General features: G+C 75.6%; 10 protein-coding genes and 1 other RNA gene. 2 read left to right on the top strand and 9 right to left on the bottom strand.

What is annotated here, in order from left to right; translation table 11 throughout:
- Nucleotides 1-53 precede the first annotated feature (53 nt).
- The 3 genes from F1C15_RS13745 to F1C15_RS13735 form a co-directional block, all read right to left on the bottom strand.
- Nucleotides 54-734: an SGNH/GDSL hydrolase family protein gene (locus F1C15_RS13745; protein ID WP_185231824.1), complete on the bottom strand. Its 681-nt coding sequence runs from the start codon at nt 732-734 to the stop codon at nt 54-56.
- Between the two features lie 67 nt (nt 735-801).
- The gene (locus F1C15_RS13740; protein ID WP_056053146.1) at nt 802-1,872 is read right to left on the bottom strand and encodes an aspartate-semialdehyde dehydrogenase; all 1,071 of its coding nucleotides are present in this window, start codon (nt 1,870-1,872) and stop codon (nt 802-804) included.
- An 88-nt stretch (nt 1,873-1,960) separates the two neighbouring features.
- Nucleotides 1,961-3,226: an aspartate kinase gene (locus F1C15_RS13735; RefSeq protein ID WP_056053143.1), complete on the bottom strand. Its 1,266-nt coding sequence runs from the start codon at nt 3,224-3,226 to the stop codon at nt 1,961-1,963.
- A gap of 134 nt (nt 3,227-3,360) precedes the next feature.
- Between F1C15_RS13735 and F1C15_RS13730 the strand changes: the two genes are divergently transcribed.
- The gene (locus F1C15_RS13730; RefSeq protein WP_185231822.1) at nt 3,361-4,167 is read left to right on the top strand and encodes a DUF1206 domain-containing protein; all 807 of its coding nucleotides are present in this window, start codon (nt 3,361-3,363) and stop codon (nt 4,165-4,167) included.
- A gap of 24 nt (nt 4,168-4,191) precedes the next feature.
- Here F1C15_RS13730 and recR read toward each other — a convergent pair whose 3' ends face one another.
- From recR to ffs, 4 genes are all read right to left on the bottom strand, one after another.
- Complete coding sequence (gene recR / locus F1C15_RS13725; protein ID WP_056053137.1) at nt 4,192-4,791, bottom strand: recombination mediator RecR; 600 nt, start codon at nt 4,789-4,791, stop codon at nt 4,192-4,194.
- Between the two features lie 3 nt (nt 4,792-4,794).
- A complete protein-coding gene (locus F1C15_RS13720) occupies nt 4,795-7,206 on the bottom strand; it encodes a DNA polymerase III subunit gamma and tau (RefSeq protein ID WP_185231820.1) in 2,412 nt (803 codons plus the stop codon).
- A gap of 144 nt (nt 7,207-7,350) precedes the next feature.
- Nucleotides 7,351-18,369 carry a hypothetical protein gene (locus tag F1C15_RS13715; RefSeq protein ID WP_185231818.1) on the bottom strand — a complete coding sequence of 3,673 codons (11,019 nt, stop codon included), beginning with the start codon at nt 18,367-18,369 and terminating at the stop codon, nt 7,351-7,353.
- A gap of 600 nt (nt 18,370-18,969) precedes the next feature.
- An RNA gene (gene ffs, locus F1C15_RS13710) (signal recognition particle sRNA small type) lies at nt 18,970-19,066 on the bottom strand.
- Nucleotides 19,067-19,120: 54 nt separating this feature from the next.
- Here ffs and F1C15_RS13705 point away from each other — a divergent pair.
- Nucleotides 19,121-19,801 (top strand): SDR family oxidoreductase, encoded by a 681-nt coding sequence (locus F1C15_RS13705; RefSeq protein WP_185231816.1) that lies wholly within the window; start codon nt 19,121-19,123, stop codon nt 19,799-19,801.
- Nucleotides 19,802-19,906: 105 nt separating this feature from the next.
- Here F1C15_RS13705 and F1C15_RS13700 read toward each other — a convergent pair whose 3' ends face one another.
- Nucleotides 19,907-21,100, bottom strand: coding sequence for an acetate/propionate family kinase (locus tag F1C15_RS13700; protein WP_185231814.1), 1,194 nt, complete (start codon nt 21,098-21,100; stop codon nt 19,907-19,909).
- Complete coding sequence (gene pta / locus F1C15_RS13695; RefSeq protein ID WP_056053128.1) at nt 21,097-23,295, bottom strand: phosphate acetyltransferase; 2,199 nt, start codon at nt 23,293-23,295, stop codon at nt 21,097-21,099. Before pta ends, F1C15_RS13700 begins: the two co-directional genes overlap by 4 nt.
- Between the last annotated feature and the right edge of the window lie 81 nt (nt 23,296-23,376).

Here is a 23,376-nt window from a genome sequence, read left to right as displayed (position 1 = left end):
CTCTCGACGTCGAACGACCGCCGACGACCCCGCCGGTCGGTGCCCGAGCCCGGTCAGAGCCCGAGCCCGGTCAGCGCCTCGTCCATGCGCCGCGCCAGCTCGGCGTAGCCGTCGTCGTTCGGGTGCAGCCCGTCGGCTGCCATCCACTCCGGGTGGCCGGTCAGCCACCGCGAGGCTCCGGGCACCTGGTCGGCGTCGATCTCGTCGGCTGCCTCCCGCACCCACCCGGCGATGACGTCGACGCTCTCCGGCCGCTCGTCGGTGTACCAGAACGGCTCGACGACGACGATGCGCGCCTCGGGCAGGGCGTCGTCGAGGCGGTGCAGGTCGACGCCGATCTGCTCGTGGATCTCGTCGGCGCTCCTGTCGTACGAGAACGCGTCGTTGAGCCCCATCGTCACGATCACGATGTCGGGGTCGGCCGCGATCACCTGGCCCGGCAGGTCGCCGCCCTCGAACGACGTCCGGTTGTTGACGAAGCCCAGGCCGTTCACGCTCTCGTTGTGCTCCCGCCAGCCGCGCTCGGCGCTGACGACGGTCGACCACCGCTTCGATGGGTCGCTCGCCCCGGTGCCCAGCGTGTACGAGTCGCCGTAGAACGAGACGACCGGCCCGTCTCCCTCCGGGACGCCGGCCCTGCCGCCGCCGGCCGACGGCGCCGCGGGGTCGGGCGCGCAGCCGGTGAGGACGAGGAGGGACGCGACGGCGACGAGGGAGCGAGCGAGACGGGTCACGCTCGCTGTTCGGAGCGCAGGAGGCGCGGGTTCGGTGCCCCGCGCCTCCCGCGCTCCCCTGCCGGGCTCAGGCGGCGGCGAGGCGACGGGCCGCGACGATCTCCGCGATCTGCACCGCGTTCAGGGCCGCGCCCTTGCGGAGGTTGTCGTTGCTGATGAAGAGGGCGATGCCGCGGTCGCCGGGCACACCCTCGTCTTGCCGGATGCGGCCCACGTACGACGGGTCGGAGCCCGCCGCCTGGAGCGGCGTCGGCACGTCGGTCAGGACGACGCCGGGGGCGTCGGCGAGGAGCTCCTTCGCGCGGGCCGCCGTGAGGGCGTCGGCGAACTCGGCGTTGATCGACAGCGAGTGGCCCGTGAAGACCGGCACGCGCACGCAGGTGCCGCTGACGCGGAGGTCGGGGCGCTCGAGGATCTTGCGGCTCTCGTTGCGCAGCTTCTTCTCCTCGTCGGTCTCGTCGAGGCCGTCGTCGACGATCGAGCCGGCGAGCGGGATGACGTCGAAGGCGATGGGGCGCACGTAGACGGCGGGCTCCGGCATCTGCACTGCGCCTCCGTCGTGGACGAGGCCGGCCGTGTCGCCCTCGAGGGCGGCGCGCACCTGGCCGAGCAGCTCGTCGGCGCCGGCGAGGCCGCTGCCGCTGACCGCCTGGTAGGTGCTGACGATCAGGCGCTCGAGGGTCGCCTCCGCGTCGAGGACCTTGAGGACGGGCATCGCGGCCATCGTCGTGCAGTTCGGGTTGGCGATGATGCCCTTGACGGCCTGGTCGATCGCGTGCGGGTTCACCTCGCTGACGACGAGCGGCACCTCCGGGTCCATCCGGAAGGCGCTCGAGTTGTCGATGACGAGCACGCCCGCGGCGGCGAAGCGCGGGGCGTGCGCCCGGCTGCCGGTGGCGCCGGCGGAGAAGAGCGCGATGTCGAGGCCCGTCGGGTCGGCGGTCTCGACGTCCTCGACGACGACGTCGACGCCGCGGAACGACAGCGTCGTGCCGGCGGAGCGCGCCGTCGCGAAGAAGCGGATCTCACGGAGCGGGAAGTCCCGCTCGTCGAGCAGCGTCCGCATGACCTTGCCGACCTGGCCGGTGGCACCGACCACGCCGACGCGCAGCCCCCGCTCGCTCAGGGTGTCGGACATGTCGTGCTCCTTCGTGACGGGTGGTGCGGGGACGGGTGGTGCGGGGACGGGGGCGGGGCGGAGGCGGGGGCTGAGCCGGGCGGCGCGGTCAGCGACCGGTGCCGGCCCAGACGACGGCCTCGACGTCGCCGTCGAGCTCGAACGCGGTGTGGACGACGCGGAGGGCGTCGGCGAGCGTGTCGGCCCGGGTGACGACCGAGATGCGGATCTCGCTGGTCGAGATCATCTCGATGTTGATGCCGGCCTCGAAGAGGGCCGTGAAGAGACGGGCCGAGACGCCGGCGTTCGTCCGCATGCCCGCGCCGACGAGCGCGAGCTTGCCGATCTGGTCGTCGTACTGAAGCGACTCGAAGCCGATCTCGGCCCGGTCGGACTCGAGCGCCTGGAGGACGGTCGCGCCCTCGGACTTCGGCAGCGTGAACGAGATGTCGGTCCGGCTGGTCGACGCCGCCGAGATGTTCTGCACGATCATGTCGATGTTGGCGCCGGTCTTGGCGACGGTGCGGAAGATCTGCGCGGCCTTGCCGGGCACGTCGGGCACGCCGACGACCGTGATCTTGCCCTCGCTGAGGTCTCCGGCGACGCCGCTGATGATGGGCTCTTCCACGTTCTCTCCCTCTTTCGGGTTGACGACCAGCGTGCCCTCGCCGTTGTGGAACGACGAGCGCACGTGCAGGGTGACGCCGTGCCGCCGGGCGTACTCGACGGCCCGGATGTACAGCACCTTCGACCCCGCGGCGGCGAGCTCGAGCATCTCCTCGCTGGTGATGCGGTCGAGCTTGCGGGCCTTGGGCACGACGCGGGGGTCGGCGGTGAAGATGCCGTCCACGTCGGTGTAGATCTCGCAGACGTCGGCGTCGAGCGCCGCGGCGAGCGCCACGGCCGTCGTGTCGCTGCCGCCCCGACCGAGGGTGGTGATGTCGCCGGTCGTGCGGTTGAAGCCCTGGAAGCCCGCGACGATCGCGACCGACCCGGCGTCGAGCGCGTCGCGGATGCGGCCGGGCGTCACGTCGACGATGCGGGCCTTGCCGTGCTGCGCGTCGGTGAGCATGCCCGCCTGGCTGCCGGTGTACGAGCGGGCCTCGACGCCGAGGCTGCGGATGGCCATGGCGAGCAGGGCCATGCTGATGCGCTCGCCCGCGGTGAGCAGCATGTCGAGCTCGCGGCCCCCGGGGATCGGCGTGACCTCGTGCGCGAGGTCGAGCAGCTCGTCGGTCGTGTCGCCCATGGCGCTGACGGCCACGACGACGTCGTTGCCCGCTTTGCGGGTCTCGACGATGCGCTTGGCCACGCGCTTGATGCTCTCGGCGTCGGCGACGGACGACCCGCCGAATTTCTGCACGATCAAGCTCACGGGGACTCCAGGGACGGGTACGAGGGGCCGCTCGCGGCGGGCGGGGCCCGCGCGGGCGTGGTCCGATCCTAACGGCGCGGGCGCCGTGTGACGTCGCGCGGCCCGCGACGCCGCGCTCCCCGTACGGTGGGGGCATGCCCGACACCGATGACGCCCGCGGAGCCGCCTCGCGGGTCCAGGACAGCCGCGCCCTCCAGACCCTCGCCCGCGTGGGCTTCGCCATGAACGGCGTCCTGCACGTGCTCATCGGCGGCATCGCCGTGGGCATCGCCTTCGGCGGCGGGGGCGAGGCCGACCAGGGCGGCGCCCTCGGCCAGCTCGCCGCTCAGCCCGCCGGGGCCGTCGTGCTCTGGGTGATCGTCGTCGGCCTCTGGGCCCTCGGCCTGTTCCAGCTTCTCGAGGCCGCGCTGGTGCGCGGGACGGACGGGGAGGCGTGGGGCGCGCGGGCCAAGGAGGGCGGCAAGGGCGTCGCGTACCTGGCCGTCGGCGCCACCGCGTTCACCTTCGCCCGGGGCGGCTCCTCCGACAGCTCCGACCAGACCGAGTCGCTGAGCGCACGCCTGATCGCGACGCCCGGCGGCGTCGTGCTCCTCGTCGTGCTGGCCCTGGCGATCGTCGCCGTCGGCGCTTACTTCGTGGTCAAGGGGGTCAGGCAGAAGTTCCGCCAGGACCTCGTCGTGCCGTCGGGCAGCGCCGGGCGGGCGACGGTCGGGCTCGGCGTGGCCGGCTACGTCGCGAAGGGCGTCGCCCTGGCCGTCGTCGGCGTGCTCTTCGCCGTGGCGGCGATCACCTCCGACCCCGAGGAGGCCAGCGGGCTCGACGGGGCCCTGCGGTCGCTGGCCGAGCTGCCGTTCGGCACGGTCGTGCTCACGGCCGTCGCGGTCGGGCTCGTGGCGTTCGGCCTCTACAGCTTCGTCCGGGCCCGCCGCGCCCGGCTCTGACCGCCGGGCGCGATCGGCCGCCGGCTACTCGCCGACGACCCGGCGCCCCTCGAAGGCACGACCGAGGGTGACCTCGTCGGCGTACTCGAGGTCGCCGCCCACGGGCAGGCCCGAGGCGAGCCGGGTGACGCGGAGCCCGAACGGGGCCAGCATCCGCGAGAGGTACGTCGCGGTGGCCTCGCCCTCGAGGTTCGGGTCGGTCGCGATGATGACCTCCTGGACGGTGTCGTCGGCGAGGCGCTGCACCAGCTGCCGGATGCGCAGGTCGTCGGGCCCGACGCCGTCGATGGGGCTGATCGCCCCGCCGAGCACGTGGTACAGCCCGCGGAACTCGCGGGTGCGCTCGATCGCCTGGACGTCCTTCGCCTCCTCGACGACGCAGATCGTCGCGGGCGACCGACGCGGATCGCGGCAGATCACGCAGGTCTCCTGCTCGGTCACGTTGCCGCAGACCTCGCAGAACCGCACCTTCGTCTTGACGTCCACCAGCAGCTCGGAGAGCCGCGTCGTGTCGAACGACTCGCTCTGCAGGATGTGGAAGGCGATGCGCTGGGCCGACTTCGGCCCGATGCCCGGGAGGCGGCCGAACTCGTCGATCAGCTCCTGGACGATTCCCTCGTACACGGGCTACTCGCTTCTCTGAGGCGTGACGCGGGGGGCGACCGTCTCTTCTTCGATGAACTGGGCCCCGAGGATCTCGCGGACGACGGCCTCGCCGTAGCGCGAGCCGTTCGGGATGCCGCGGCGCGGGTCGCCGGCGGCGGCGCGGCGGGCGGCCGCGGGCGGACCGGCGGGAGTCGCGGGTCGGCCCTCGGGGGCCGGCCCGGTGCCCGAGGCGGCCGGCGCCGTGCGCGGGGCGGCGACCTCGACGGGCGGGGGCGCGGCGTCGACGGTGGGCACGCCTCCCGGGGGCTCCTCGGTGATGTGCTCGGGCTCGTCGGGCTCCGGCGGAGCCGACCGCGGGATCGGGGCGACGTCCCAGCCGGTGACCGGGTCGGACGACGTCGCCCGCGTCGGAGCCGCGGCGGGGCGGCGGGGCGGCGCCGCCGCGGCCGTCGGAGCCGTCGGTGCCGGGGCGGCGGGCGCCTCGACGGGCTCCGCGGAGCGGGTCGGCGCGGGCGCGGCGACGGGCGCCTCGCGGCGAGCCGGAGGTTCGACCGGAGCGGCGGCGGGAGCGGCGGCAGCAGGAGCGGGAGCAGGCGCGTCGACGGGCGCGGACGCCACGGGCGTCGCCGACGCACCCGTGGGGGCGCCGGGGGCGTCGGTCGGGCCCTCGACCCGGGCGATGTACTTCACCTTCACGCCGAGCACGTGCTGGATGGCGCGTCGCAGGTGCTCGCTGACGCCGTCGCCGGCGCCCTGGGGCTTCTTGAAGCTCTCGACGTCGTGCGCGCTCGGGAAGGTCAGCGTGAGCACGTCGTCGGCGAAGGCCTGCACGGTGGCCGTGACGACGACCATCCACGCCGTCCGCTTCGACTTCTCGACGACCTCGACGATCTCCGGCCAGGCGTCGCGCAGCTGCTGGAGGCTGACCGGCCCGACCGGCGACGAGGCGCGCTCGGGCTCCGGCGGCACCGCGTTCTCGACGGCGGGGGCCTGGGCCCAGGCCGCGGAGTGCGGAGCGCTCGGCGGTGCCGGCTCGCTCGCCGCGGCGCCGGCGCTCTCCCGCGCGGCGGGTGCGGCCGCGGGTGCCACCGACGACCAGGCCTCGGCCGCCGAGGCGGGCGACGCCGACGACGTCGACGCTGAGGACGACGCGGCGGGCGCCGACTCGACCTGGCCGGGCGCCGACGCTCGCGGCGCTGCCGAGGCCGTGCCGCGGGCGGCGGGCGACGACGACGCGGGCGCCGCGGCTCGCGGGGCCTCCGCTCCCCCGTCGACGCCGACCCGGCGCTCCAGCCGCTCGACCCGGGCGAGGGCGCCGCGGGTGGTCTCGTCGGACTCCGGCACGAGCACGCGCGCGATCATCAGCTCGAGGTGCAGGCGGGGCGAGGTCGCCCCGGTCATGTCGGTGAGGGCGCGGTTCACCACGTCGGCCGAGCGCGAGAGCTCCGCGGCGCCGAACGCATGCGACTGGGCCGTCAGCCGGTCGAGCTCCTCCGGCGTGACTCCGCGCAGCACGGCGGCGGCGCCCTCGACGGTGGCGCCGACCACGATCAGGTCGCGGAGGCGCTCGAGGAGGTCCTCGACGAAGCGACGGGGGTCCTGGCCGGTCTGCACGACCCGGTCGACGGCGGCGAAGGCCGCCGCGCCGTCACGGGCGCCGAGGGCCTCGACGACGTCGTCGAGCAGGGAGGCGTGGGTGTAGCCGAGCAGCGCCACGGCGCGCTCGTAGTCGATGCCGCCGTCGTCGCTGCCCGCCATCAGCTGGTCGAGCAGCGACAGGGTGTCGCGCACCGAGCCTCCCCCGGCCCGGACCACGAGGGGCAGCACGCCGGGGGCGGCGGCGACCTGCTCGCTCGCGCTGAGCTCCTGGACGTACTCGAGCATCTGCGCCGGGGGCACGAGGCGGAAGGGGTAGTGGTGCGTGCGCGACCGGATCGTGCCGATGACCTTGTCGGGCTCCGTCGTCGCGAAGATGAACTTCACGTGCTCCGGCGGCTCCTCGACGACCTTGAGCAGCGCGTTGAACCCCTGCGGGGTCACCATGTGCGCCTCGTCGAGGATGAAGATCTTGAAGCGGTCGCGGGCCGGCGCGAAGACGGCGCGGTCACGGATGTCGCGGGCATCGTCGACGCCGTTGTGGCTCGCCGCGTCGATCTCGATCACGTCGAGCGATCCGCCGCCGTCGCGCGCGAGCTCGACGCAGGAGGGGCAGACGCCGCACGGGGTGTCGGTGGGGCCCTCGGCGCAGTTGAGGCAGCGGGCGAGGATGCGGGCGGACGTCGTCTTGCCGCAGCCGCGCGGGCCGCTGAACAGGTACGCGTGGTTGACGCGGTCGGTGCGGAGCGCCGTGCGGAGCGGGTCCGTCACCTGCGACTGCCCGATCAGCTCGGCGAAGTTCTCTGGCCGGTAACGGCGATACAGGGCGGTGACCACCCCCCAAGAGTAGCCGCCGCCACCGACAGGGCGACCCGGCCGGGCGACCGCCCGCCGGGCACGGCGACGGCCCCCGTGCGGGCTGCACGGGGGCCGTCGGGGCGTGCCCCGTCCCGACCCGAACGGGACGAGGCACGCGGGGTGCTAGGCCCTCCTCGACCGGACGGCCCGGCGCACCCGGGCTGCGGTGAGCAGCCCCAGGCCGAGCAGGAGGAGGCCGGCACCCGCGGACGCCCACCCGAGGGCGTCCTGTCCGGTGAAGGCGAGGCCGGACGACCCCGCCACGGTCGGCGCGGTCGAGGCGCCGGACTGGCCGGGCGTGCCCGGCTGCCCCGGGGCCCCGGGCTGACCCGGCGTGCCCGGCGTGCCCGGCTGCCCGGGCAGGCCCGGGAACCCGGGCTGCCCCGGCGTGCCGGGCTGACCGGGCTGGCCCGGCGTGCCCGGCTGTGCCGGCTCGTCCGCCGCGACGACGCTGAAGCCGGTCGTCACGGGGTCGCCCGTGGCGCCGTCGACGGTCTGCGCCGCCGCGACCACGTGATCGCCGACCGGCACGTCCGCGAACGCGACGGTCCAGGCTCCGGTGGCCGGGTCGGCCGTCACGGTCGCCGTCCGGTCGTCGTCGAGGACGACCGTGACGAGCGCGCCCGGCTCGGCCGAGCCCGACACCGTCACCGGGGCGGTGCCCGCGGCGCCGGCCGGGAGCTGCGCCCCCGCCGCCGGGTCGTCGATGACGACCGGCGCGACCGCCGCGATGACGAGGCCCTGCGAGACGACGCTCGTCGCCCCGTCGACCACCTGGGTGGCGATCACCCGGGTCGCCCCGACGGGCACCGCCCGGAAGGGCAGCGTCCACCGACCGGCCTCGTCGACCACGACGCTCTGGTCGCGGCCGGCGACCTCCACGACGACCACGGCGCCCGGCTGGCCCGTGCCCGAGACCACGACGTCCTCGAGCCCGTCGCCGTCCGCGTCGCGGATCAGCTCGTCGGGGGCCGGGGCCGTGATGGTCAGGGTGCCGACCGCGGCGGCCGGGGCCACCGAGAACGAGACGGTCTCGGGGGCCGAGGTCGCGCCTCCCACGGTCTGGGTCACCGCGACGGCGTGCTGGCCCGAGGCCAGCCCGACGAGGGGCAGCTCCCACGTGCCGCCGTCGGAGACCTCGAGGGCGACGGGGTCGCCGCCGTCGAGCACCAGCGAGAGGGCCGCGCCGGGCTGACCGGTGCCCCGGACGACCACGTCCGCGACGCCGTCCGTGCCTGCCGGTACGACGTCGCCCTGGGCGGGCGAGCCGATCCGCAGCGGCGCGACCGTGGCGGCCGGGGCCACCGTGACGGGCACGGTGACGCTGCCGACGACGACACCGCCCTCGGACTGCTCGACCGTGATCACCTGCGACCCGACCGGGACGCCCGGGACGACGACGGTGAAGTCGCCCTCCGGGCTCACCTGGCCGGTCGCCCCGACGCCGGCGCCGAGGTCGACGGTCACGACCGCGCCCGGCTGGCCGGTGCCCGTGACCACGAGGTCGACGGTGCCGTCGCCGTCGGCGTCGACCACGAGCTGGCCGGCGGCCGGCGAGGTGACGACCAGGGGCGCGACCGGCACGGTCGGCGCCGGGTCGACCACGAACCGGACCTCGACCGGGGCCGTGGCCCCGCCCGCGACGACCTGGCTGGCCGAGGCGAGGTGCACGCCGGGGCGGACCTCGACGCTCACCTGCCACGCGCCGCGGGCGTCGGCGGTGACCGTCACCGGGTCGTCGCCGTCGAGCGAGACCGACACGGGCGCGCCCGGCTCGGCCTGGCCGCGCACGACCACCGCGGCCGTGCCGGCCCCGTCGACGACGAAGCGCTCGTCGATGGTCGGCGACGTGATGACCACGGCCGCCGCGACCACGACCTCGAACTGCGAGGTCACCGGCTGCGAGTCGACCCCGCCGACGGTCTGGACGACCGACAGCTCGTGGGGCCCGACCGCGAGTCCCGGGAGCGCGAGGGCCCACCGGCCGTCCGCCCCGGTCGTCACGGTGACGGGGTCGCCGCCGTCGAGCGAGACGCGCACCGGTGCACCCGGCTGCGCCGCGCCTCCGGCGGTCAGGTCGGCGGTGGAGTCGGCCGTCGCGACGGTGGTGCTGCTGCCGTCGAGGGGGGCCGTCACCGTCACGGGCGTCGCGGCCTTCACGACCAGCGTGCGGGTCACGGGTGCGGTGAGCACCCCGTCGAGCCGCTCAGAGACCGAGAAGACGTGCGTGCCGACGCCGACCGCGAGGAAGGTGGTCGCCCACCGACCGGTCGTCGAGTCGGCCGAGACCGTCTGGCTCCGGTCGCCGTCGAGACCGACCACGACGCTCGCGCCCGGCTCGGCGGTGCCGGAGACCAGCACGTCGGTGGTCGCGGCGTCGTCGACGACCACGACGGGCCGGTCGGCACGCGGCGTCTCGACGACGACCGCCGCGGCGACGACGACCGTGAGCGGCTGCTCGACGGGCGCCGTCGTGCCGGCCGGCACGGTCTGCGTGACGCTGACCACGCGGTCGCCGACGGGCACGCCGGCCACGGGCACCGAGAAGGAGCCGTCGACGCCGACCGTCCCCGTGCCGACGAGGCCGTCGCCGAGGTCGACCGTGACCGACGCGCCCGGCTGGGCGGAGCCGGCGACGACGACCGTGGTGGTCGCGCCCGCGGTGGGCACCGTCACGACCGTGCCCGCGGGCGGCGTCGCGATGACGACCGGCGCCGCGACGGCGACCGTCAGGTCGACCACCACGGGAGCGGAGGTCGAGCCGTCGATCGTCTGCGTGACCGTGACCGTCGTGCCGCCGACGGGGAGGTCGACGGGCCCGGTGCTCCAGCTGCCGTCGGCGCCGACCGGGAGGTCGACCGTGCGGCCGTCGCCGAGGTCGACGGTGACCGTCGCCCCGGGCTGGGCCTCGCCGCGGACGGTCACCGGTGCCGTGTCGCCGGGGGCGAGCACGACGACGGTGTCGCCGTCGACGGGCTGGTCGACCGAGACGGGCTCGGCGAGCGCCACGGTGAGGGCCTGCGCGACGGGGGCGTTCGTGACCCCGTCACGGACCTGGCTGACGGTCACGGTGCGGTCGCCGGCCGGGACGTCGGCGACGGTGACGCTCCACGCGCCCGTCGTCGGGTCGGCCGTGACGACCTCGACCAGGCCGTCGCCGAGGTCGACGGTGACGGTCGCGCCGGGCGCCGCCGTCCCGCTCACGACGACGTCGGCGGTGCCCGACGGGTCGGCGGTGGTGACGACCGCGCCCGCCGCCGGGGCCGAGACCACGACCGGGGCGAGGGCGACGACCCTGAGGAGTCGCCGGTCGGGCGCCGAGGTCCGGTCGCCGACCGTCTGGGTCACCGAGACGGTGCGGTCGCCGGCGGGGACGCCGGCCACGATCGCCGACCAGGTGCCGTCGCCGGACGCCCGCACGGTGCGGACGAGCCCGTCGCCGAGGTCGACGCGGACGGTCGCCCCGGCCTGCGCACGGCCCGAGACGGTCACGTCGGCGGTGCCGTCGACCGTGGGCACGGTGACGACCTCCCCGTCGGCCGGCGACTCGACCAGGAGGGCCGCTGCGGGCACCACGGAGAAGTCGCGGGTGACGGGCGCCGAGACGGCCCCGTCGAGCGACTGCGTGACCGAGGCCCGGTAGGCGCCCACCGGCAGGTCCGCGAACCGGACCGACCAGGTGGTCGACTGGCCGAGGTCGGCGGTCAGCACGCGGCCGCCCCCGAGGTCGACCCGGACGACGGTGCCCGGCTGAGCGGTGCCGCTCACCGTCACGTCGGCCAGGTCGGCGGCGGTCAGGACCGCCACCTGCTCGGCGGGGGCCGGCGCGGCCACGACGACCGGGGCGGCCGCGGCGACGACGAGCGGCTGGGTGACGGGCGTCGTGACGACCCCGCCGAACCGCTGCACGACCGAGATGGTGGTCGTGCCGACGGGCACGTCGGGCACGGTGGCCGTCCACGCCCCCTCGGCGTCGGCGGTGACGACGACCGGCGGGAGCCCGCCGACGGTCACCGTGACCTCGGCGTCGCCCTCGGCCGTGCCGCTGACGACGACGTCGGTCGTGGCCGCGGCGTCGATGACGACGAACGGCGTGCCGGCCTCGGGCGCGGTCAGGACGACGCCGTCGGCGACGACGACGGAGAAGTCGCGGGTCACGGGGTCGGAGCTGCCCGCGGGCACCGTCTGGACGACGCTCGCGGTGTGCTCCCCGACGGGGACGCCGGGGACGGTGACGGCGAAGCCGCCGTCGACGCCGACCGTGCCGGTGCCGGTGTGGCTCGTGCCGTCGTCGTCGACCACGACGACCTCGACCGAGGCGCCGGGCTGGGCGGTGCCGACCACGACGACGTCGGCGGTGCCGCCCGCCGCCGGGACGGTGTACGAGGCGTCGACGTCGGGCACCGTGACCACCACGGGGGCGGCCACGATGACGGAGACGTCGGCGGTGACGGCGGCGGAGACGCGGCCGTCGACCGTCTGGGTGACGGTGGCGGCGTACTCGCCGACGCCGACGCCCGGGAAGGTCGTCGACCAGGAGCCGTCGACGTCGTCGGCGACGACCGTCCGGGTGCCCGCCGCGCCGAGGTCGACGGTGACCGTCGCCCCCGGGTCCGCGGAGCCCGAGACGGTGACGTCGGTGGTGTCGCCGGCCGCGATCAGCGGCACGACCGTGCCGTCGACCGGCTCGTCGAGGACGAGGGCGTCGGCGACCGCGACGAGGACGGGGCGGGTCTCGGGGGCCGAGGTCGCGCCTCCCACCGTCTGCGCGACGACGAGCTCGTAGCGGCCGGCGGGGACGCCGGGCACGACGGTGCTCCACGCGCCCTGGTCGTCGGCCTGCACCTCGACGACGAGGTCGCCGCCGAGGCTGACCCGCACCGTGGCGAGGCGCTCGGCCGTGCCCGAGACGGGCACGTCGACGACGCCGGCGGGGTCGACGAGGGTGGCGACGAGCTCGTCGGCCGGCCGCTCGACGACCAGGTCGCCCGCGGCGCGGACGGTGAGGTCGACGGTCACGGGCGTCGAGGTCGTGCCGCCGACCGTCTGGACGACGCTGACGACCTGGTCGCCGACGGGCACGCCCGGCACGGTGACCGACCAGCGGCCCTCGCCGTCGGCCCGGGTCGGCACCGTGGTGCCGGCCAGGGTCACCGTGACCACGGCCTGCGGCTGGGCCGTGCCCGAGACGACCACCGAGGCGGTGGCGTCGGCGTCGATCACGACGACGTCGTCCGCGTCCGTGGGCTCGGCGACGACGACGGGGGCCCCGGCCACGATCTGCAGCAGCTGCGTGACCGGGGTCGACGTGGCTCCGCCGACGACCTGGACGACGCTGATCTCGCGGTCGCCCACGGTGACGTCCTCGACGAGGAGCGTCCAGGTGCCGGTGCCGGGGCCGCCCTCGGTGCCGGTGGCGGTGACCGTGCGGGCGGGCAGGTCGCCCAGCTGCACGACGACGTCGACGCCCGGCGCCGAGGTGCCGCTGAGGGTGACGTCGGTCACCGAGCCGGCCTCGGCCAGGACGACGGGGACGCCGGCCTGCGGGGTGGCGATGGTGACGGGCGGGGCGGCCGCGACCGTGAGGGTGCGCTCGTCGGCGGCGGAGGTCGTGCCGCCGACCGTCTGGGTGACGCTGACCACGTGCACCCCGACCGGGACGCCGGCCACGTCGACCGACCAGGCGCCGGTCGCGTCGTCGGCGTCGGTCGAGACGACCCGGTCGTCGCCGAGGTCGACCCGGACGCGGGCTCCGGGCTGGGCGGTGCCGGTCACGGTGACGACCGCGCGGGCGGCGGCGTCGGGGACGGTGACCGTCGCGTCGCGCTGCGGGTCGAGGACGACGAGCGGAGCTCCGGCCTCGACGGTGAACTCGACGGTCTCGGGGGCCGAGACCAGGTCGCGGAGCGACTGGGTCACGACGACCTCGTGGACTCCGGTGCGGACGCCCTCGAGCACGGTCGACCAGTCGCCCGACGCGGGGTCGGCCTGGACGGTCGCGGTGGCCGTCCCGTCGAGCACGACGGTGACGGTCGCGCCGGGCGCCGCGGCGCCCGAGACGGGCACGCTCACCGTCGCCTCGTCGTCGACGACCACGATCGGGTCGCCGCCGGGCTCGACGACGTCGAGGTCGGGCAGGGCCACGACCTGGAACGTCGTCGTCGCGGGGACGGTCGACGTGGTGCCGCCGACCGTCTGCACGGCGGTGACGGTGGCGCTGCCCGCCCCGACGGGGAAGGTCGTCGACCAGGTGCCGTCGTCGGCGACCACCTGGCGGACGACGCCGCCGAGGGCGACGTCGACCGTCGCGCCGGGCTCGGCCCGGCCGGTGACCGTGACGGTGGCCGGCAGCTGCGAGCCGAACGCCTCGACCACGGAGCCGGCGACGGGCGCGTCGACGGTGACGGGCGCGCCGGCCTGCACGGTCAGCTGCGCCGTCTGCGGCAGGGAGGTGCGGCCGCCGAGGGACTGGACGGCCGTGATCTGGTGCGTGCCCACGGGCACGTCGTCGAAGTCGGCCGACCACGCTCCCCCGGCGGCGGTCACCGTCACGGTGACGCCGTCGAGCGTGACCGCCACCGAGGCCCCGGCGGCGGCGGTGCCGCGGACGGTGACGGCGGTCGTGGCGAGCTCGTCGGCCAGGGTCACGACGTCGGGCGTCGTCACGGCGAGGGGCGACGCTGTGACCGAGAAGGTCGCCGGGCCGGCGCCCTGGCTCGTGCCGCCGAGCAGCTGGGTGGCGGTGACCTCGTGGTCGCCGACCGGCACGGCCTGCAGGAGCTGGCTCCACGCGCCGGCGCCGTCCGCGACGGTCCGACCCACGAGGGCGCCGTCGAGGCTGACCTCGACCGTCGCCCCGGCGGCCGCACGGCCCTGCACGAGGACGTCGGACACCCCCGCGGCGTCGAGCACGACGTAGTCGGGGTCGCCGAGGGGCGTGTCGATCACGAGGTCGTCCGCGCGCTCGATGCGCACGACGACGGTCTCCGGGGTGGTCGACGTCGAGCCGCCGACGGTCTGGGTCGCGCTGACGGTGAGCGGCCCGACCGGCAGCCCGGTGAGCACGGCGCTCCACGCGCCGGCGCCGTCGGCGGTGACCGGGGCGGGCGCATCGCCGACGGGGGCGCCGTCGGCGTCGGCGACGGTGAGGGCGACGACAGCGCCGGGCGCCGCCGTGCCCGTGACGGGGACCGACGCGGTCCCCGCGCCGACGATCCGCACGGGGTCGTCGCCGTCGGCGGGCGAGACGACGACGAGGGGCTCGGCCGCGACCACCTGGAACGTGGTGGGGGCCGCCGAGAGCGTCTGACCGCCCTGCACCTGCCGGGCCTCGACCGTGTGCGTGCCGACGGCCAGGCCCGTGACGGTCGCCTCCCACAGCGCGCCGTCCCGGGTGACGGGCCCGACGACCCCGCCCGACACCGTGACGGTGACGGGGACGCCGGCGACGCCGGTGCCGCGGACGACGACCGAGGTGCTGCCGGCCGCGTCGGCCACGGTGAGGCGGCTGCCGGTCGCGGGGGCGGTGATGACGACGAAGCCGCCCTGCTCCACCACGATCACTCGCGTCGTCGCCGACGACGTGCTGCCGTTCACCGTCTGCGTGGCCGCGACCTCGTAGCTGCCGATCGGCACGCCGGCCACGTCGACGCTCCAGGTGCCGACCGCGGTGGCGGTGACCGGCGCGGTGCGTCCGCCGCCGAGGTCGACGAGCACGGCGGCCCCGGGCTCGGCTGTGCCGGTCACCGGGACGGTCGCCGTGCCGGTGGCGCCCGGAACGTAGTAGACGGTCTGGTCGGCGGGGCCGGTGATCTCGATCGGCTCGCCGACCTCGACGGTGAGCGGCTGGGTCACGCGGGGCGACGTCACGCCGCCCACGACCTGCGTCGCGCCGAGCGTGTACGTGCCCTCCGGCACGCCGGTGATCGTCGCCGTCCACGCGCCCGTCGTCGGGTCGGCGACGGTGGAGGCGAGGAGGGCGCCGAGGCCGACCTGCACCGCGGCGCCGGGGTCGGCGCGGCCGGCGACGACGACGTCCGCGACGTCGCCCGCCTCGGCCACGGCGACGACCGTGCCGGGGGTCGGCGAGTCGATCAGGAGCGGGGCGCCCGCGACCACGGAGATCGGCCGCGTCTGCGCCGGCGACGTCGTGCCGCCGATCGACTGGGTCGCCGTCAGGGTGCGGCCGCCGACGGGGACGGCCTCGAAGGTGGTCGCCCAGGTGCCGTCGACGGCGACGACGGTCTGCGTCGGCAGTCCGGTGCCGAGCGACAGCGAGACGGTGGCGCCGACCGCGGCGGTGCCGGAGACGGGCACGGTGGTGACCGAGCCCGCGGCGGGCACCCGGTACGCCTGGCCGGGCGTGGGGGCGTCGACCACGAGGGGCGCGCCCGCCGTGACGGTGAGCGCCCGGGTGACGGGGCTCGAGACGACGCCCGCGACGGTCTGCGTCACGCTGACGGTGCGCTGCGGCCCGACGGGCACGCTCTGGATCGTCACGGTCCAGTCGCCGTCGGCGTCCGCCGTCGTGGTCGCGAGGTGTCCGTCGCCGAGGTCGACGCGGACGGGGGCGCCGGGCTCGGCGGTGCCGGTCACGGTCACCGGGGTGACGGAGCCGGCGTCGGCGAGGGTGATCACGGCGCCGTCGTCGGGCGAGGTGATCGCGACGCCCTCGGCGGCCTCGATCGTGACGTCCGTGGTCAGCGGGGCGCTGGTGGCGCCTCCCACCGTCTGCGTGGCGGAGACCGGGTAGGCCCCGACGGGCAGGGCGGTGAAGACCGTCGACCAGGTGCCGCCGGCCGCGACGGTCGCGGTCTGCGTCCGGTCGCCGGGCAGGGTGACCGTCACGGTCGCGCCGGGCTGGCCCGTGCCGCTCACGGTGACGTCACGGGTGGAGTCGGCACCCGGCACGCGCAGGACGGTGCCGGGCGTCGGGGCGGTCAGGGCGAGCGCGGTGCCCGCCTGCACGCTGAACGCACGGGTGACGACGGCGGAGGTGTCGCCGCCGAGCGACTGCGTGACGGAGGTGGTGTACGAGCCGACGGGGACGCCGTCGACGGTGGTCGTCCAGCTGCCGTCGGGGCCGACGGTGGCGGTCGCGGTGCGCCCGCCGCCGAGGTCGATCGCGACCGCGGCGCCCGGGGTGCCGGTGCCTGCCACGACGACGGGCGTCGTCGACGCGCCGTCGAGCACCGTGTAGACCCGGCCGGCGGTCGGGCTGGTGACGACGAGGGGCTGCTGCGCGACCACCACGAAGGCGCGCGTCTGCGTGCCGGTCACGGTGCCGCCGACGGTCTGGGTGACCGTCGCCTGGTGCTGGCCGGCGAGCACGGCGGCGACGGGCACGCTCCAGGTGCCGTCGCCCGCCACGGTCGCGGTGCCGGTGAGGGCCGGGGCGCCCGCGACGAGGGCGGGCACGCTGACGCGCACGGTCGCGCCGGGCTCGCCGGTGCCGGTGAGCGTCACGGTGCGGGTGGCCCCGGGCGTCGCCGCGACGACGAACTGCTGGCCGGGGGCGGGGGTCTGCACGGTGAGGCCGACGAACGCGGCGGCACGGGCCGTCGACGTCGCGAGGTCGACGCGGAGCCCGCCCGCGAGCGCGGGCAGGACGGTGAGGCGGACGGCGTGGACGCTGCGCGAGCCGGCGTCGGTGCCGCGGGGGTCGCGGAAGCCGGGGGCGTCCTGCGCGTTGATCGTGACGCCGGCGAGCTGGCCGAGCACGGCCGTCAGGGGCGACAGGGCGAGCAGCGTCGCGCTGGTCACCGTGGTGATCGCCGAGGTCGTGGCCGTGAGCCCCGCGCCGGTGACGAGGGGCGAGTAGACCGCGCCGACGGCGGGCAGCAGCGTGCCGGTCACGACGGGCACGACGACCCCGCGGAGGAGGGGCCGGACGAGGACGGTGTCGAGGGCGCCGGTGCCCGTGACCGAGATCGCGGAGGCGGGGGTCGTGCCGGCGAGGAGCTGGCCGATGGTCGTGTCGACGGTCACGGTCAGGCCCGCGACGCGCACGGGGGGCAGGATCCCGGTCTTCAGCAGGACGTCGGTGGTCAGGCCGACGCGGACGGCGGTGGCCTTGACGGCCCGGTCGACGGCCGCCGTGAGGTTGGTCGGCAGCTGGACGTCCAGGATGTCGGCGATGCCGTTCGTGATGGCCGTGACCCGCTGGGTCGTCAGCAGCTCGCTGTTCGGACCGAGGTTGTTCAGCGCACCCACGTCGATGACCACCTGGCCGGTGCTCGGGGTGATCGTCACGGGGCCGGAGGTCAGCGGCTTCGCGAGCTCGGCGGCGACGGTGGAGTCGAGGTCGACGGTCGCGGTGGCGGTCACGGCCGTGCCGTCGAGGCTGACAGCTCCCCCGAGCCCGAGGGTGCTGAGGGCCGAGGTCAACGGGGCCACCACACCGGTGGTCGCACCGGCCAGCCCGGTGCCGCTCGTGGCTCCGTTGATGCCCGTGCTGACGCCGCGGAGGCTGGCCTGCAGCTGCCCGGTGAGCGCGGAGACCGCGGGGCTCGTCATCGTGTAGCGGGCGCCCGCGACCTGGTACGCGGTGCTGACGTCGGAGCCGGCGGCGGTGCGCGTCTCGGTGATCGACGACGAGAGCGCGCCGAGGCCGAGGGTGACGTCGCTGACGACGCCGCTGGCGGCCGGCACGCGACCGAGCAGGGGCGTGAGGTTCAGCGACGCCCCGGTGCCGGGAGCGCCGCTGCCGACGGCGATGGCCCCGTTCGCGCCGACGGCCCCGGCGCTCGCGTAGGCGCCGGTCGGCGTCGTGCTCGCGTACTGCCCGGCGACGCCGAGCTTCAGGATGCCGTTCGACCCGAGGAGGTCGACGGGGCCGAGGCCCACCTGGAGGGCGTTGAGCGCCTCGACCGAGAGGCCCCTGTTCACCACCCCGCCGGAGCCGGCCGCACCGGTGGCGGAGTAGGCGCCCTGGAGCTGCACGATGCTGTCGAGGCCGATGATGCCCGAGCCGCTCAGCAGCGAGGCCTCGGCCTCGCTGACGTCGGTCGTCGCGGCCTGCGCCGGGACGACCGCGAGGGCGCCGACGACGGCCGCGATGGCCGCGGTCGCCGCGATCCTGAGCCCGAGGGCCTTGCTGAGGGTGCGCTCGCGGGTGCTGCGCTCCGCCACATGACGTCGCATGTGCGTGCCTCTTCCTGGCGGGACTGACCCGCCGCCTGATCCGGACCCCCCGCTGGTGAGACGGGAGGGGTGCGTGTGTTCAGTTGTGGTTCGGGTGTTCGGGTGTTCGGGTGTCCGGGCCGTCGCCGATGAGCCCCTGCGGGCACGACGAAGAGGCGAGCGGCCTAGCGCGGGGTGCGCGGGGTCGTTCGCCTGCGGGTGCTGCTGACGTGCCGTGGTGAGGGGCTCATCGTCCTGATCCTGACGGTCGGGCGGCTGCGGTGCCGCACGGTCGGCGGACCGCCCTGGTGAGGGGCGGACCGGCACGGTGGTGAGCCGTGCCGACGAGGTGGTGGGTCTCGTCGTGACGTCATCCTATGCAGACGGCACGAAGCTGAACATCCCTCCGCTGCCCCCATCCCGGGGGGCACGTGTCCCCCGACCGAGCGGTCTGCCCTGCGCTCGTCGGCCGTCCCGTTCGCTCCGGGCCCGACGATGTCCCCCGCACCGCACCCGTCGCACCGCAGGGGCGGCGGCGCCCCCCTCGGGATCGCGACCCGCTGATCCCGTCGCGCCCCCGCACCGCGCCCCGTCGCGCCGCAGGGGCGGCGGCGCGAGAAAAATAAAGACTCCCCACGCACCCGCCAGAGCCAGGTTGCCCTTGCTGCGTTTCCGCCCTGGGGGAGTTGGCCTGGATGACGCCACGTGGGGAGCCTCGAGAAGTTTAGCGGCTCCTGAGCGGCTCCGGCGACACGGGGCGTTCGATGGGGGCATGAGAATCGTCATCGCCGGAGGGCACGGCAAGATCGCCCAGCTCCTCGAACGCCGCCTCGCCGACGCCGGGCACGACCCCGTCGGCATCGTCCGCAACCCCGACCACACGGCCGACCTCGAGGCGGCGGGGGCCCGTGCCCTCGTGCTCGACCTCGAGCAGACCGACGTGCAGACCCTCGCCGGTCACCTCGACGGGACCGACGCCGTCGTGTTCGCCGCGGGCGGCGGAGGCGGGAGCGGGGCCGAGCGCAAGCTCACCATCGACCGTGACGGGGCCGTCCTGCTGGCCGACGCCGCCGAGGCCGCGGGCGTCTCGCGCTACGTGATGGTCTCGGCCATCGGCACCGACGACTTCGACCCGGAGAAGGCCCAGCTGCCCGCCGAGGACGACGACGCCGTGTACCAGGTGTACATGCGCGCGAAGAGCGAGGCCGACGCCGACCTCCGCGCCCGTGACGGCCTCGACTGGACCATCGTGCGCCCCGGCGGCCTCACCGACGACGCCGGCACCGGACAGGTCACGGTCGGTACGACGGTCGAGCGCGGCACCGTGCCCCGGGCCGACGTCGCCGAGGTCATCGCCACCGCGATCCTCGAGGGCACGGCGGTGAAGACGCAGTTCGAGCTCGTCTCCGGCGAGACGCCCGTCTCCGACGCGCTCGCCACGATCAAGTACTGAACCGGCCCACGCCTCCCCCACGACGGGAGGTCAGCCCCCTGCACGACGAGAGGGACCAGGGAGGCGCGACCCGCGCCTCCCTGGTCCCTCTCGTCGTCGGGTCGGTCAGCTGAGCGCCGCGGCCTGACGTGCGATCTCGAGCTCCTCGTTCGTCGGCACGACGAGCACCGAGACGGCCGCGCCCTCCGGCGAGATGAGCCGTGCCTCGCGAGAGGAGAGCTCGTTGCGGTCGTCGTCGACGCGGATGCCGAAGAAGTCGAGGCCCGCCAGGGTGCGACGGCGGAGCAGCGCGTTGTTCTCGCCGACCCCCGCGGTGAAGACGACGGCGTCGAGGCTGCCCAGCTGGGCGACGTACGCGCCGACGTAGTGCCGGATCCGGTGGCGGTAGACGGCGAGCGCCGCCTCGGAGACGGCGTCGCCGCGCGACGCGCTGTCTTGCACGTCGCGCATGTCGCCGCTGCCGGTGAGGCCCAGCAGGCCGCTCTGCTTGTTGAGCAGGGTCTCGAGCTCGTCGAAGCCGAGGCCGGCCTCGCGGTGCAGGTGGAAGACCGCGGCCGGGTCGATGTCGCCCGAGCGGGTGCCCATCACGAGGCCCTCGAGGGGGGTCATGCCCATGCTCGTCTCGACCGAGCGGCCCCCGTCGATCGCCGCGACCGACGCCCCGTTGCCGAGGTGCAGCACGATGATCTTGAGCTCGGCGAGCGGGCGCCCGAGGAAGGCCGCCGTCGCCTCGGAGACGTACTTGTGCGACGTGCCGTGGAAGCCGTAGCGGCGCACGTGGTGCTTCGACGCCAGCTCGGCGTCGATCGCGTAGGTGTACGCGGCGGGCGCGAGGGTCTGGTGGAAGGCGGTGTCGAAGACGGCGACGTGCGGCACGTCGGCGAAGGCCTCCTTCGCGGCGCGGATGCCCTGCAGGTTCGCGGGGTTGTGGAGGGGCGCGAGCGCCGAGAGGCGGTCGATCGCAGCCTCGACCTCGTCGGTGACGACGGTGGCCCGGTCGAACTCCTCGCCGCCGTGCACCACGCGGTGGCCGACCGCCACGGGCGGGTGCTCGTCGAACGACGGGCCGTGGTCGCGGAAGGCGTCGAGCATCGCGGCGAAGCCGGCGGCGTGGTCGGCGACGGGGGCGGAGTCGCTGCTGGTCTCCTCCCCCGTCAGGTGGTTGCGGTGCTTCGTCGACCCGGTGGCCTCGCCGATGCGCTCGACCAGGCCGCTCGCGAGGGTGGCCTCGCCGTCGAGCTCGATCAGCTGGTACTTGAACGACGACGATCCGGAGTTGACGACGAGGACTGCGCTCACGGGGTGTTCCCTTCTGCGGGGGCGGGGGTGGAGGCGGTGGTGACAGGGGCGGGCAGGGCCGCGACCGCGGGGTCGGCGGTGACCCGCGCCTCCGCGGCGGGGGTCCCGGCCTGGATGGCGGTGATCGCGACCGTGTTGACGATGTCGCTGACGAGGGCGCCGCGCGACAGGTCGTTGATCGGCTTGCGGAGCCCCTGGAGGATCGGGCCGATCGCGACCGCTCCGGCGCTCCGCTGCACCGCCTTGTAGGTGTTGTTGCCCGTGTTGAGGTCGGGGAAGATGAACACCGTCGCCCGGCCGGCGACGTCGGAGTCGGGCATCTTCGCGGCGGCGACCGTCGGGTCGGCGGCCGCGTCGTACTGGATCGGGCCCTCGACGAGGAGGTCGGGGCGGCGCTCGCGCACGAGGGCGGTCGCGGCGCGGACCTTCTCGACGTCGGCGCCCGAGCCGCTGTCGCCGGTGCTGTAGCTGAGCATCGCTACGCGCGGCTCGATGCCGAACTGCTCGGCCGTCTGCGCCGACGAGATCGCTATGTCGGCGAGCTGCTCGGCCGTCGGGTCGGGGATGACGGCGCAGTCGCCGTAGACGAGCACCCGGTCGGCGAGCGCCATGAGGAAGACGCTCGACACGACGCCGACGTCGGGCAGCGTCTTGATGACCTCGAAGGCCGGGCGGATGGTGTGGGCGGTGGTGTGCGCCGCGCCGGAGACCATGCCGTCGGCGAGCCCTAGCTTGACCATCATCGTGCCGAAGTAGGAGACGTCGGTGACGGTGTCCATCGCCATCGCGGCCGAGATGCCCTTGTGGGCGCGCAGCCGCGCGTACTCCGTCGCGAACTGCACCTGGAGGCTCGGGTCGAACGGGTCGAGCACCCGCGCCTCGGCGAGGTCGAGGCCGAGCTCGGCCCCCCGGGCGCGGATCGCGGTCTCGTCGCCGAGCAGCGTCAGCTTCGCGACGTTCCGCTGCAGCAGCGACGACGCGGCGCGGAGGATGCGGTCGTCGTCGCCCTCGGGCAGCACGATGTGCTTCGCGGCGCCGCGGGCACGCTCGAGCAGCTGGTACTCGAACATCAGCGGCGTGACGACGCCCGACGGGCTCACCTGGAGCAGGCGGAGCAGCTCGGCAGCGTCGACGTGTCGCTCGAAGAGGGCGAGGGCGAGGTCGTACTTGCGCGGCGAGTCGGCGGCGAGGCGGCCGCGAGTCTGCGTGATCGCGAGCGCGGTGTCGTAGGTGCCCAGCTCGTTGCGGGCGACCGGGAGCGAGCTGCCGAGGCCCTCGAGCAGCAGGTCGACCTGCGGGGCGAGGTCGAAGCCGCCGTTGAGCACGATCCCGGCGAGCGAGGGGAAGGTCTCCGACGCGTGGGCGAGCACCGTGGCGACGAGCACGTCGGACCGGTCGCCCGGCACGACCACGACGGCGCCCTCGGTGAGGCGCGGCAGGACGTTCTCCATCGACATGGCCGCCACGACCACGCCGACCGCCTCGCGGTCGAGCAGGGCGTCGTCGCCGCGGACGAGCGTCGCGCCGGTGGCCGCCAGGACGGCGCGGACGGTCGGAGCCACGAGGAGGCGGTCCTCCGGCAGCGCCCAGACGGGCACCCGGCCGCCGGGTGCGGTCTCGAGGGCCGAGCCGATGCCTCCGACGACCTCGTCGAGGCGCTCGGGGTCGACCCGGTTCGCGACCACGGCGAGGAGGCTGGCGTGCTCGCTGCGGAGCTCGGCGGTGGTGACCTCGGCGACCTGGCGCATGTCGATGCCGGTGCGGGCCGCGGTGCCGTCGGCGGTGCGGCCGCCGAGCACGAGCAGCACCGGAGCGCCGAGGTTGGCCGCGACCCGCGCGTTGAACGAGAGCTCGGTGGGGCTGCCGACGTCGGTGTAGTCGGAGCCGATCACGACGACGGCGTCGCACTGGCGCTCGACCGCGGCGAAGCGGCTGACGATGGTCGCGAGCGCGGCGTCGGGGTCACGGTGCACGTCGTCGTAGGTGACGCCGACGCACTCGTCGTAGGCGAGGTCGACGCTGTCGTGGGCGAGCAGCAGCTCGAGCACGTAGTCGCGTTCGTCGGTGGAGCGCGCGACGGGCCGGAACACCCCCACCCGGCCCACCTCGTGACCGAGCGTGTCGAGCACGCCGAGCGCGATCGTCGACTTGCCGGTGTGGCCTTCTGCGGACGTGATGTAGATGCGGGTCGACACGGCCCTCAGCCTACGACCGGCCGGCTCCGAGCCGCCGGTGAGGCGGCGGTCGGCACAGAGCCGGGGTGGACACCGGGGAGG

The sequence above is a fragment of the Frigoribacterium sp. NBH87 genome (genome assembly GCF_014217665.1).
GTDB classification, from domain to species: domain Bacteria; phylum Actinomycetota; class Actinomycetes; order Actinomycetales; family Microbacteriaceae; genus Frigoribacterium; species Frigoribacterium endophyticum.
Note: the sequence above shows the minus strand (reverse complement) of the source record. Positions and strands in the feature narration are given on the sequence as shown.